This window comes from Streptomyces sp. bgisy159 (assembly GCF_057707805.1).
This window is the reverse complement of sequence record NZ_JBYIQX010000054.1, coordinates 1-12153: the sequence shown is the minus strand read 5'-3', so window position 1 is coordinate 12153 and position 12153 is coordinate 1. Positions and strand designations below refer to the sequence as shown.

Annotated in this window: 11 protein-coding genes and 1 pseudogene; 4 read left to right on the top strand and 8 right to left on the bottom strand. The window is 72.8% G+C overall.

What is annotated here, in order from left to right:
- The first annotated feature begins 230 nt into the window (after window positions 1–230).
- Window positions 231–1415 (top strand): T6SS phospholipase effector Tle1-like catalytic domain-containing protein, encoded by a 1185-nt coding sequence (locus AC3ET3_RS32225; RefSeq protein WP_435613396.1) that lies wholly within the window; start codon window positions 231–233, stop codon window positions 1413–1415.
- A 350-nt stretch (window positions 1416–1765) separates the two neighbouring features.
- On the opposite strand, the gene AC3ET3_RS32220 is transcribed toward AC3ET3_RS32225, so the two are convergent.
- Entirely contained in the window at window positions 1766–2779 is a 1014-nt protein-coding gene (locus AC3ET3_RS32220) for a LacI family DNA-binding transcriptional regulator (RefSeq protein ID WP_432138116.1), read from the bottom strand.
- A 340-nt stretch (window positions 2780–3119) separates the two neighbouring features.
- Between AC3ET3_RS32220 and AC3ET3_RS32215 the strand changes: the two genes are divergently transcribed.
- Window positions 3120–4085 carry a glycoside hydrolase family 6 protein gene (locus AC3ET3_RS32215; RefSeq protein WP_432155297.1) on the top strand — a complete coding sequence of 322 codons (966 nt, stop codon included), beginning with the start codon at window positions 3120–3122 and terminating at the stop codon, window positions 4083–4085.
- Between the two features lie 225 nt (window positions 4086–4310).
- Window positions 4311–5228, top strand: a complete 918-nt coding sequence (locus AC3ET3_RS32210; RefSeq protein ID WP_435613395.1) for a PfkB family carbohydrate kinase — start codon at window positions 4311–4313, stop codon at window positions 5226–5228.
- Between the two features lie 39 nt (window positions 5229–5267).
- Here AC3ET3_RS32210 and AC3ET3_RS32205 read toward each other — a convergent pair whose 3' ends face one another.
- Both AC3ET3_RS32205 and AC3ET3_RS32200 read right to left on the bottom strand, forming a co-directional pair.
- Complete coding sequence (locus tag AC3ET3_RS32205) at window positions 5268–5600, bottom strand: DUF3140 domain-containing protein (RefSeq protein WP_432138113.1); 333 nt, start codon at window positions 5598–5600, stop codon at window positions 5268–5270.
- A 156-nt stretch (window positions 5601–5756) separates the two neighbouring features.
- On the bottom strand, window positions 5757–6158 hold the full coding sequence (locus AC3ET3_RS32200; RefSeq protein WP_432138112.1) for a cell envelope biogenesis protein OmpA: 402 nt from the start codon (window positions 6156–6158) through the stop codon (window positions 5757–5759).
- 352 nt (window positions 6159–6510) lie between these two features.
- Between AC3ET3_RS32200 and AC3ET3_RS32195 the strand changes: the two genes are divergently transcribed.
- The gene (locus AC3ET3_RS32195; protein ID WP_435613394.1) at window positions 6511–7689 is read left to right on the top strand and encodes a spore photoproduct lyase family protein; all 1179 of its coding nucleotides are present in this window, start codon (window positions 6511–6513) and stop codon (window positions 7687–7689) included.
- 213 nt (window positions 7690–7902) lie between these two features.
- Here AC3ET3_RS32195 and AC3ET3_RS32190 read toward each other — a convergent pair.
- From AC3ET3_RS32190 to AC3ET3_RS32170, 5 genes and pseudogenes are all read right to left on the bottom strand, one after another.
- Window positions 7903–8154 (bottom strand): annotated as a pseudogene (locus AC3ET3_RS32190) (SDR family oxidoreductase); the annotation flags it as partial.
- A gap of 302 nt (window positions 8155–8456) precedes the next feature.
- A complete protein-coding gene (locus tag AC3ET3_RS32185; protein ID WP_432138110.1) occupies window positions 8457–8750 on the bottom strand; it encodes a WhiB family transcriptional regulator in 294 nt (97 codons plus the stop codon).
- A 230-nt stretch (window positions 8751–8980) separates the two neighbouring features.
- Window positions 8981–9649, bottom strand: coding sequence for a DUF5825 family protein (locus tag AC3ET3_RS32180; RefSeq protein ID WP_432138109.1), 669 nt, complete (start codon window positions 9647–9649; stop codon window positions 8981–8983).
- A gap of 203 nt (window positions 9650–9852) precedes the next feature.
- Entirely contained in the window at window positions 9853–11838 is a 1986-nt protein-coding gene (locus tag AC3ET3_RS32175) for a RiPP maturation radical SAM C-methyltransferase (protein ID WP_432138108.1), read from the bottom strand.
- Between the two features lie 93 nt (window positions 11839–11931).
- Window positions 11932–12057 carry a hypothetical protein gene (locus AC3ET3_RS32170; protein WP_432138107.1) on the bottom strand — a complete coding sequence of 42 codons (126 nt, stop codon included), beginning with the start codon at window positions 12055–12057 and terminating at the stop codon, window positions 11932–11934.
- Window positions 12058–12153: the final 96 nt, after the last annotated feature.

The following is a 12153-nucleotide window of genomic DNA, read 5'->3' as shown; positions in this document are numbered from 1 at the left end:
AGCGCGACCGTCCGCCCATGTCCCCTTTCTAACACTGTGGCTCGGCGGCGGGCGAACGGTGACCGTCCCGCCGAGTGCGCGGTGGCGCCGTCGTCTGCGGACGGCCGCGACGGCCGCGGTGGCGTCGGGCACCGCCTCCCTCACATGGCGGGGTCGGCCGGCCGGTGAAAGGATGGGGGTGGTGCTGGACGCCACTCCCCCACTCCACGCTTTCGCGAGGAGGGATGGTCATGGCCAAGCGTCTGGTCGTCTGCTGCGACGGCACGTGGAACTTCGCCGACCAACCCAGCAGGACGAACGTGGCCAAGGTCGCCCTGTCGGTGCGCCAGGGGTCCGCCGGTGGGAAGGAGCAGCGGACCTACTACCATGCCGGAGTCGGCACGCGGCGCTCGGAGCGCCTGCGCGGTGGGGCCTTCGGCGTGGGACTGTCGCGCAACGTCGCCGACGCCTACCGGTTCCTCGTGGAGTCGTACGAACCGGACGACGAACTGTTCCTCTTCGGTTTCAGCCGGGGCGCGTTCACCGCCCGCAGTCTGGCCGGACTGGTGCGCAACAGCGGCATCCTGCGCCGGGAGCACGTGAGCCGGGCGCGCCAGGCGTGGTCCCTCTACCGCGACCGGCTCGAGCGACCGAACGGCACGGCGTCCACGTTGTTCCGCCGCTCCTACGCCCACGAGACGCGGATCCGCTTCATCGGGGTGTGGGACACCGTCGGCGCGCTGGGCATCCCCCTCCCGGACGCGGCCGCGCTGCAACCCGTGGTGAACCGGTTCAACCGCCGCTGGGCCTTCCACGACACCGAGCTGAGCGGCTGGGTCGACGGTGCCTTCCACGCGCTGGCCGTCGACGAGAAGCGCTCGGCGTTCCGGCCGACGTTGTGGCACCAGCGGCCCGACGCCGCCCGGCAGGGGCAGGAGTTGAAGCAGGTGTGGTTCGCCGGGGTGCACTGCGATGTGGGCGGCGGGTACCAGGAGACGGGGCTGTCCGACATCGCCCTGCTGTGGATGGTGGACCAGGCTCGGCGCTACGGGCTGGCGTTCGACCCCCAGGCCCTCAGTGCGCAGGGGCCGCAGGCGATGGCACCGCGGCGGAGCACCGACTTCCGGGTCCAGCCGGACGGCGCGGGCCGGCTGCACGAGTCCCGCACCGCCTTGTTCGTGCTGTCCAGGCCCTTCCACCGGCCCCTGGGCGGCGCGGTGAACGACCGGAACGAGCCGGACGGGAACGAGTTCCTGGCGGTGCCGGCCAAGGAGCGCCACGACCGCGACGCCGCGTACCGGCCGCCGGAACTCGGACGGTATCTCGCCGCCCAGGACCGGGTCCGGCTGGAGCCCGTCCTGCTGCCGGACCTCGCGGCCGGTCTGCCGCCGATGCCCCCGGCCGCGCCGGCGCCGGGAGCGAAACGCTCGCGCTGAGGACGCGGACGCGCGCGACGGCTTGGCCCCGGGCGGACGGGACGCCCCTGTCTGCCCCACGGGTTCCGGGGCGTCGGTGACGGCACCTGGCCGTGGAACCGCTCGGCAGCCCGGGGTCCGAGGCGATCGGTCGGCCCGAGGTTTGATGCAATCCGACGGACGACGGGGGCGCCGGGACCGGGGGTGGCGGGACCGGAGGCGGCCGGAGCAGGTCGCGGGACCGGAGGCAGGACCGGACCGAGGGCGGGACGGGAAGAGGGCGGAGCAGACCGCGGATCGGCCCGGCTTGCCTACGTGATCACCTGTCCGCTGATGGCGCCCGGGCAGGACGGCGCCGACGGCCGGGGCCGTCAGGTGCTGGCACGGACGACCATACGGGTGGGCAGGACCAGCGGGGTGGGATCCGCCCCGCTGACGAGCGCGACGAGCATCCGCGCCATCTCCCGGCCGAGCCCCTGGATCGGCTGGTGGACGGTGGTGAGCGGGGGATCGGCGACCTGGGCCACGGCCAGGTCGTCGAAGCCGACCACGGCGACGTCGGCGGGCACCGCGCGGCCGGCCTCGCGCAGCGTGCGCAGCGCACCGGCGCCCATGTTGTCGTTGGCGGCGAACAGCCCGTCCAGGTCGGGGCGGTCCGCCAGCAGCGCCGCCATGGCGGCGGCCCCGCTGGGCTCGGTGAAGTCCCCCTCCCTCGGCGGGAACGGTTCGAGACCGGCCCCCAGCATGGCGTCCCGGTAGCCGCGATAGCGGGCGCGCCCCACCTCGGTGTCCAGCCGTCCGCAGATCACGGCCACCCGGGTGCGGCCCCGCGAGATCAGGTACTCGGTCGCCTCGCGCGCCCCGCCGACGTTGTCGACGTCCACGTACCACCGGGGCGCCGATCCGACGGGGCGGCCCCCGAACACGACGGGCATCGCGGCGTCCTCGGCCATCCGGACCAGCGGGTCGTCCTCGCGCAGCGCCATCAGCATGACGCCGTCGGCCCCCTTGGAACGGAAGAGCTCCTCCACCCGCTTGCGGCTTCGGTCGGAAGCGGCCAGACACAGCATCAGGTACAGGTCGGACTCCTCCAGGGCGGCCGACGCCCCGGCGATCACCTGGGCGAAGAAGGGGTCGGCGAAGATCGACGGTTCCTCTCCCGAGACGACCAGGGCCGCCGCTCCCGTCTGCCGGGTGGCCAGCGCACGGGCGGTGGGATTGGGCACGAAGCCGAGGCGCCGCACGGCCCGTTCGACCGCCTCGCGTTTGGCGCGGCTGACGTGCGGGGCGTTGTTCAGGGCGCGGGAGGCCACGGAGCGGGAGACGCCCGCGAGTTCGGCCACCTCCTCCAGCGTCGGCCGCCGCCGCGCAACGTCCTCTGCCATGAGCATGAGCCTTCCGCTCGATCGGACGGGAAGCTTCTCACCCCGCCCCGTACGCCTGCCACCCGTCGGAACTCCTACCCGGCCGGTACCGGGAGCGCTTCCAGAACGCACCGGAATCGGCCCCGCGCCCGAGGACGGCCGAAGACGGCCGACCGAGGTTCTTGACAGCTGGATCGGCCGACCTGACCATACCGATCACACCCAGAAGAGGCCACCGCTTCTGGGAGCGCTTCCACCAGAAGCGCTCGCAGCGATTCGTACCACCGCACTTCCTTCAGCGTGTCGCACGCTCGGGACGAGAGCGCGCGACGCATCCCTGCCAGGAAACCGAGGTACCGTCATGCGCCGCAGACTCCGCACTCTGGCGGCAGCGCTCTTGGCCCTGCCATCGGCGCTCGCCCTAGCGCCGTCCGCCCACGCGGCCGATCCGACCACCATGACCAGCGGGTTCTACGTGGACCCCAACTCCAGCGCCAGACGATGGGTCGCCGCCAACTCCGGCGACGGCCGGGCGCCCGCCATCGAATCCGCCCTCGCCAACACCCCGATGGCGCGCTGGTTCGGTTCCTGGAGCGGCACCATCGGCACCGCCACGGGTGCGTACGTGGGCGCCGCGGATCACTGGGACAAGCTGCCCGTCCTCGTCGCCTACAACATCTACCACCGCGACTACTGCGGCGGTCACTCGGCGGGCGGTGCGGCCTCGCCGTCCGCCTACGCGAACTGGATCGCCCAGTTCGCCGGCGGGATCGCGCACCGCCCGGCCGTCGTCATCCTCGAACCCGATTCGCTCGGCGACTACGGCTGTATGACGCAGGCTCAGATCGACGAGCGGGAGGGCATGCTCACCGGCGCCCTGGCCGAGTTCAGCCGTCAGGCCCCCAACACCTGGGTCTACCTGGACGCCGGCAACCCGGGCTGGACGAGCCCGGCGACCATGGCCCGTCGGCTGCACGAAGCCGGCCTCCGGCAGGCTCACGGCTTCTCCCTCAACGTCTCCAACTACTTCACCACGGCCGAGAACACCGCCTTCGGCAACGCCGTCAACGGCGAGCTGAGCGCCCGCTACGGCTACACGAAGCCGTTCGTCGTGGACACCAGCCGCAACGGCAACGGCTCCAACGGCCAGTGGTGCAATCCCTCGGGCCGCCGCATCGGCACGCCCACCCGGCTCGGCGGCGGCGCGGAGATGCTTCTGTGGATCAAGGCGCCGGGCGAGTCCGACGGTAACTGCGGTGTGGGCGGCGGCTCCTCGGCCGGACAGTTCCTCCCCGAGGTCGCCTACAAGATGATCTACGGCTACTGACTTCCGGGACCACGCCGGCCGCCTCCGGCGTGGTCCGCCTTCCCCGGCCACGGCCGGGCGGCCGTCACACGGCGGCGCGTGCTGGTCAGGGGACGGAGCGGGGGCGAGACTGGTGCGACGGCCTCGCCGTCGGCCCGCCCCCTCACGCCGGGCAAGGGGCAGGGCGGCGGCGCGGCAGCGCGGCGGCCGTGGCCCGGCCGCCCGCCCGGACAGGAAGAGGCGCAGGTGAGTGAGGAAGTGCCCGCTGGGCGACGCCCCGTCGGTCTGTTCGTCGGGCTCTGCACCCTGGACGTGGTCCAGCTGGTGGACCACGTGCCGCGAGCGAACGAGAAGCTGACGGCTCGTCGTCAAGTGGTGGCGGCGGGCGGGCCGGCCGCGAACGCGGCGGTGACCTTCGCACACCTGGGCGGCACCGCCACGCTCCTCACCGCGATCGGCCGCCATCCGCTCGGCCAGGCGGCCGCGGCGGACCTCGCCGAGCGGGGGGTGACCGTCACCGACCTGGCCGCCCGGTCGTCGGCGCCACCGGCCGTGTCCTCCATCCTGGTGACCGCCGCCAGCGGGGAGCGCGCCGTCGCCTCGACGAACGCCACCGGGCAGCGGGTCAGCCCGCCGCCGGACCTCGACGCCATGGTGGCGGCCTGCGACGTCGTCGAGTTCGACGGCCACCACCCGCGGCTGGCGACAGCCGCCGCGCGCGCCGCGGCCGCCGCACGGCGGCCGACCGTCCTCGACGGGGGCAGCTGGAAACCCGGTCTGGGCGACCTGCTGGAAGCGATCGACGTGGCCGTGTGCTCCGCCGACTTCCACCCGCCGGGAGTGGGCGGCCCGGCCGAGACGCTGCGCTTCCTGCGCCGGCACGGGGTCACCTGGGCCGCGGTGAGCCGGGGCGGCGAGCCCATCGTGTGGGCGGGGCCGGACGGCAGCGGTACCGTCGCCGTGCCGAGCGTCCCCGTCGCGGACACGCTGGGCGCCGGGGACGTCCTGCACGGTGCCCTGACCCGTCACCTCGCCCGGCGAGGAACGACGGCCGGGAAGGCCCTGACCACACAAATCTTCGTCGAGGGCCTGCGCGAGGCCGCGCAGGCCGCCTCCCGGTCGTGCGCCTCGTTCGGCACCCGGGCGTGGATGCGGGAGAGCTGATCGGGCTCCGCGCCCGCGGACGGCACGCCGCGGATCAGATCACTCGAGCGGGTCGTGGCCCCAGTTCATCAGCGAGTACCGCCATCGCGTCCCGCTCACGTCCCCGGAGGGACGCTGGGCCCGGTGCCGCCGGATGTAGCCCACGACCTTGCGCATGTGCCGGTAGTCGTCGTCCGACAGGTCGCCCTTCTTCGCCCGGAGGATGTTCACGATCCTGCGCCCGGAGGCGTGTCCGGTCGACTCTCCGCCGTCCTGGTGCTGCCCGGCTTCCTGAGACCGGTCGGTCGAGAGCCATTTCTCCAGTTCCGCCGGTGTCATGTTCACCAGTTCGCGGAAGCTCGTCCAGGTGTCGTCGCGCTCGTCGTCGTCCATACCGCCTCACGGCTCGGGGGCCGTTGCCCCAGCTCTCGGCTTTCCGCACTGACGCGGCTGTGGTCCCGGAGTGAGGGTCCCTGCGCCGTCCGGCATCCCGAGGGCCGGCTCTCCCGCGGGCCGCCCGGCGCGCTCAGGTGTGCTGCTCCCGTCTCCTCACGCGGTCCGGCGGTGCGCTCGGGGCGCGCGCCAGGCCCCCGCCGTACCGCTCACCGCCCGGACGCGGTACGTCGTCTTGGCAGGATCGACGACCGCTTCGCCCAGGGTGATGCGGCCGGCGCGGTGCAAGGTGTCGCACGCGTCGGTGGGCAGCGCCGCGTAGCATCTCCCCCGGCCGCCCGGACCGTCGACCGGCTGCCAGTAGCCGTACCTCCGGCGGCCGCCCGCGTGGACCGTGAGGAAGACGGGGGTGGCGGGGTCGGCGATGAGCCTCAGCAGGTCGGCGCGGGCGGGGCTGAGCGGAACCGGCGACCGGCCCCGATACGCCAAGATCATCGCCGGGCGGGGCAGCGCCTGTTCGGCGCCGAGCGACGGTGCCGGGTCCGCAACGGGCCGCATGAGGTGTCCTCCTTGAGCCGGGGTCGTCACAGTCGTCTACCCGGCTCCGCCGATGTCGATCAGGTTGTGCGCATCATGCAGGACGGCACTGACAATCGGCCGGGCGGCGTACGGGACGGCAGCCGGTTCCGGATACGGCGCTCCTCCGGGCGCCGCCCCTGCCGCGGCGAGGTGGGCACGCCGCTCGGGCGCTCCCCCGGCCGCCCGCCGTAGACTGGTCGGTCCCGCCGCGAGGGAGCACGGGCGCAGCCACGGCGCCGCCGCGACGCACCCGTGTCCCCTCCCCCGTTCCCGCCCCTGGCCCAGTTCCGGTTTCTGTCCTTGACCCTGTTTTCTGTCCCTGGAGTCTGTGATGCGGCACTCGCCCGACGCGTGGGACCCCGGGTCGGACGCGCTGTTCGACCTGGACGCCCTCGGGCCGCCGAGCCCGGCCGTCGCCGGCACCGGGCCGGCCTTCCGCGACGGCGACGTCGCGCGTCGCCTGCTGCCCGTCCGGGAGATCTACGCTGAGCCCGCGGCCGCCGCCTCGGCGCGCGGCCGGCAGGTCCTGGAGCGGTTCCCGCAGGCCCGGGTGACCGAGGTCGACTCCCACTGGGGCATTCCCGGTCTGCACGGCAACGAGGGCAACGTGGACCGCTGGGTCAGGGTGAAGGGGGAGACGCTCGTCCTCGGCGAGAAGAAGACGCTCACGACACGCCCCAACGGGCGGTCCGCCGACTGGATCGCGCCCGGCGCCTCCAACGGTTGCGCCATGGCCTGCGTGTACTGCTACGTTCCGCGGCGCAAGGGCTACGCCAACCCGGTCACCGTGTTCACCAACATCGACCGGATCATCGCCCACCTGGGCCGGCACATCGCACGCCAGGGCAGGAAGCCGCAACCGAACCAGTGCGACGACACCGCCTGGGTGTACGACATCGGGGAGAACGGCGACTGCTCCGTGGACGCTCTGATCTGCGACAACACCGCGGATCTGGTGGGCGCCTTCCGGCACTGGCCGACCGCCAAGGCGTCGTTCGCCACGAAGTTCGTCAATCCGGACCTCCTTGCCCTCGACCCGCGCGGGCGGACCCGGATCCGCTTCTCCGTCATGCCGCCGGACGACTCGCGGCTGCTCGACGTGCGCACCTCACCGGTCACCGAGCGGATCGCGGCGGCCCCCGACTTCCTCGACGCCGGCTACGAGGTCCACTTCAACCTCTCCCCCGTCGTGCTCCGGCCCGGCTGGCGGACGGCGTGGGCCGGGCTGCTCGACGAGCTCGACGACGTCCTGCCGGAGCGGGTGAGACGCCAGGCGGCAGCCGAGGTCATCATGCTCACCCACAACCGGGAGTTGCACGAGGTCAACCTCGGGTGGCATCCCCGGGGTGAGGGACGGCTCTGGCAGCCCTCGCTGCAGCAGGCCAAGCGCTCGGAGAACGGCGCCCTGAACGTCCGCTACCGCGGTCCGGTGAAGGCGCGGGCGGTACACGAACTGCGCGAGCTGGTGGCCGCGCACGCTCCCTGGCTGCGGATCCGGTACGCCTTCTGACGGGCGGGGGACGCGGTCTTCCACAGCAAGTACACCTGCCTCGACAACTACATGAGGAACAGCTTCACCTGCATCGGGCTGTGCGGCGACGGCGCTCCCAGTGGCGGTCGGGCTCCGGCAACGTCCACGGCGAGGAGGGCAACCACTGGGACGTCCTCTCCCACCACCGCGGCGGCTGCCGAGGCCGGGCCCGGGGGCCAGGCGAACCACGCCTCAGGGCCGCCGCCAACTGTCGTCGGGGAGACGGCTGCCGGCCTGCGGGCCCATCCGCAGCATCCCTCCGTCCACGACCCAGGAGGCGCCCGTGACGTACGACGCGTCGGGGCCGGCGAGGAAGGCGATCACGGCGGCCACCTCACGTGCGTCGCCGGGGCGGCTCAGCGGCACGCCGGGGCGTCGCTCCGCGTGGACGTCGGCGTCCTCCTGACCGGTCATCGGGGTGGCGATCTCGCCCGGAATCAGGGCCACCGGGGCGGTGTGCTGCGGTTGCGTCATGGTCGTGGCGTCCCCTCACGACGGCGCTGCTGTCGTGGCGCCGGGTACCCGGGCGACGCGGCGTGAAAGAGGCGCGCACGCAGCCCCGAGGCACGCTTCGGACGCCGTGCGGCGGGGCCGGAGTCCGGGACGGCGTGGAACTCGCGGCGGTTTCCCTGCAACCGATCGGTGGATTCCGCCGCCCGGCCGGACCTGGGCTCAGCGTCTGGGGGGCGCTGGCGGGAGGCCGCCCGGGGCCGCGCCTCCCGTGCCCCTCGCCGTCTGTAGGCGGGTCAGGGCGGTGACCGTCGGACGACGCCGCCGTCCGTCGTGGCCCGTCTGAGGGCGCGGCGCTGGGCGGCCGTGGTGGCACCCCAGATGCCGTCGTCCTCCCCGTGCTCCACGGCCCAGGTGCGGCAGGCCGTCAGGACGGGACAGCGGCGGCATATCGCGCACGCCGACGCGGCGTCCGAACCGGGAGCGAGGCAGTCGGACAGGGGGAAGAAGATCTCGGGATCCTCCCCGACGCACGCCGCCTGATCACGCCAGTCGGGGCGGGCCGGAGGGAGTGGGCGGAAACCGGTCATGCTCAACCTCTGGGCAGACAGCGGCGGCGGCACTGGGTGTGCCGCAGTCCCGGCAGAGGGTCGGTTCAGCTTAGATACATATGCCCGGTTTGCGGTAGTGCACGGACAGGACGGGGCCGAGGTCCGTCACCGGCCGCCCGGGCCTCCTGGATCGCCCTCTCCTCCCCGTCGCCGTCGTCTCCCGGTCGCCATCTCCTCCAGGTCGCCATCTCCTCCCGTAGCCGTGGTCTTCAGATCGCCATCGCCTCCTGGAGCCACCGGGTCACCCGGTAGGGCAGCCACCAGACGACGTCGTCCGCCCGCAGCACGAGGTGTTCGGCGGTGAGTTCGGCAAGGATGTCGGCGGGCACGTCCCCGGGGCCGGCACCTCGGTCGAGGCGGGAGACCGCTGCCGGGTAGCGGGGGTCGTCGGCGGTGAACCTCCGCAGGTCACCCCAGCGCCGGTCGCGGATCTGGAGGAAGCCCGGGCCCTGGCGCCAGACCAGTTTGCAGAGGTAGTGGCGGGTGCGCCAGGCCTGCAGGGCGCTGTCGGGATCGGTGAGACCGGTGACGGTCCGCGGCGGCTGCAGGTGGGACAGGACCTTCCAGGTCTGGTCGGCGTCGTCCGGGGGGAGACGGAGGTCCCAGTCGACCTGGACGGCCCGTGCGGTCAGGTCGCGGAGCAGGCACAGCCGGTCGATCGCGGCGCGGGCGGCGGCCGGCCCGGGCGTGGCCAGGTCGACGGGCCGGTCGAGTTCGGCGCGACGCGCGCCCATGGCCCACAGGCGCTCCGCGGCTCCGGGGTCCGCCGCGACGGGGACCCGGCCCAGGGACATGCCCGGCAGCTCCCGGGCCCCGGAGTCGTGATCGCGCCAAGCCAGGACGGTCAGGGCGGGTGCGGCGGGTGCGGCGGGCGGCATGGCGGCTCCTCGTCGGTGCACGTCTCGGGCGAGCGGGTGCGCTGTCGGGCGGCGGGGCAGCGGGGCAGCAGGGCTACGGGCGGCGGCGATCGGTTCCGGTCAGAGTTCAGAGTTGCGGGGCGGGCTCGTGCGGCCGGTCCGCTCACCTCAGCTCAGGTCAGGTCCGCTCAGGTCAGGTCAGGTCAGGTCAGGTCAGGGGAGCTTCAGGGAAGGGCGGGGGCCGGTGCGGTCGGGGACGACGCGGAGGCGGCCGGTCGCGGCGCCGGGTCCTCGGCGGTCCGGGTCACGGGACCGGCGTCGGGGCGGGCGTGCAGATGGCTCATGTAGTCGAGCCTGAGCAGGTTCTGGTTGACCGACGCGGGAGCGACGTGCACGTACTGGCCCGCGTCGGTGAAGGTCACGCCCAGGTTCGTCCACTCGTCGAGCAGGTCCCGCACGTCGGCGAGGGTGCGGGAGGCGAACGCCGGGTCGGCGGTGACCTTGCGGTGCAGGGCCGCGGGCGAGTGCGGCTGGTCCAGCAGGCGGAAGAGCGCGACCTGGAACGGATCGGTCAGTCGCAGCGTCCGCCAGTCGAACGAGTGGCGTCGGCTGACCAGGACGATCTCGTCACCGAGGTCCGTCTGGGTGAGCCTGGCGTCGGTGTGGTGTTTCTTCCAGGCTCCGATGGCGTCGTTGAGCCGGGTCACCGTGTCGCCCCGGATGCCGCGCTCCGGCGCCTGGAAGACGTACGCCAGGTCGTACAGCTCCTCCTCGGGCAGGTCGTAGGTGAAGAAGTAGTGCTCCTCCGGGCGCAGCGCGGCGAAGCCGAGTTCGGGCCGGTTGAAGTACGGGCTGAACCGTTCGATGGCGATGCGCGCGGACAGGTCGACGGGCGGGTTGAGGTGCTCCAGGGCGGGGAGCTGGCGGATCACCGGGTCGTAGTCGTCGTCCGTCTCACCGGGGAAGCCGTGCAGGTAGTTCCACGACACGGAAAGGCCCGTCTCGGCCGCGTCCCGGAGCATGCGCACGTTCTGGCAGCCGCTGACCCCCTTGTCCATCAGGTCGAGGACCCTGCTGTTGAGGCTCTCGATGCCGGGTTGGACGTAGATGAGTCCGGCGTCGGCGAGCACCTGGAGCTGCGGACGGCGCATGTTCGCCTTGATCTCGATGTGCATGCGCAGGTCGTAGCCGCTGTCGATGATCCGGGGCAGGACGCTGGACAGGTAACGCATGTCGAGGATGTTGTCGACGACGTACATGTCGAGGACGCGGTGACGCTCCGCCAGGCCCATGATCTCCTCGTAGAAGGTGTCGGGGCTCTTGCTGCGGAACTGCATGAACGAGCCGTTCAGGCCGCAGAACGTGCAGTGGTGCTTCTCCCCCCACCAGCAGCCGCGCGCGCCCTCGACGACGAGTTTCGGCTCGACCCAGTTGCGGGCCACGGAGGCGGCGAGGCGTTCGAAGTAGCCGCTGTAGTCCGGGGGCAGGATGGCCGCGGGGGGCAGGGGGCCGGTGGGCATCGGATTGGCCGTCGAGGAGCCGTCGGCGCGGTGGCACAGTCCCGGGATGCCGGCCGCCGCCTCGGTGTGGGTGCCGTCCCGCAGCGCCTCCAGGAGCCGGGGGAAGGCGTCCTCGCCCTCGCCGCGCACCACGTAGTCGACGAACGGGAAGTTGCGGTGCACCGCCGCACCCTGCTCGGCATCGCAGTTGGCGCCGCCCATCACCGTCACGGTGTGCGGGGCGAGCCGTTTGATGTGCCGGGCGGCCGCCAGGGCCGCCGTGTTCTGCTGGAACGTGGACGTCAGCCCCACGACGTCGGGTTCGAGGTCGACGACCCGCTGCGCGATCTCCGCCACGAACTCCGGCACCACGGAGTGCAGTTGCCGGGTCATCCGCATCCGGGAGGCCCGCAGCTTGGGCTTCATCACCCTGGCGAACTCGTCCTCCTTCCAGGCGGGATCGTCGTAGAGGGCGCTGGAGAAGACCCAGTCGCCGCAGCCGAGGAAGTAGGAGGACAGCGCGTAGTACTCGTAGTCCTCCGCGGAGAACTCGGTGCGCCGGGTGATCCAGTCGGTGAACTCCAGGTTGGCGTGCAGCACTTCGCACGTCGCGCCCGGGACGCGTTCGTCGACACTGCGCTTGAGGATGCCCAGGGCCAGGGAGGGCAGGTCGATGGGGGACCACGGCATGTTGAGGAGGAGAACGCGCACGTACGGCTCCTTGGGAGGGGGCGTGGGCGGGCGGGGCGGAGGGGCGGCGAGCCCGGCCGGCCCGCGCGATCACGGGCCGGCCGGGCGGTGCGGTCACTCCTCGTTGTCGTCGGCCTCGTCGGCGTTGCGGAACGGGATCGTGATCGTGATGCCGATGCCCGGCTTGCGGTTCTCCTCGTCGCCGGCGAGCGGGTCGTTGTGGATGATGTCCTTCTGCACGGTGTTTCTCCTTCCTCGATGGGACGGTGCGGTGCTGTGCTCGCCCGGTCCCGCTGTTGCCTCAGCGGGACCGGGGCCCGGGGGGCGGGGGAACGG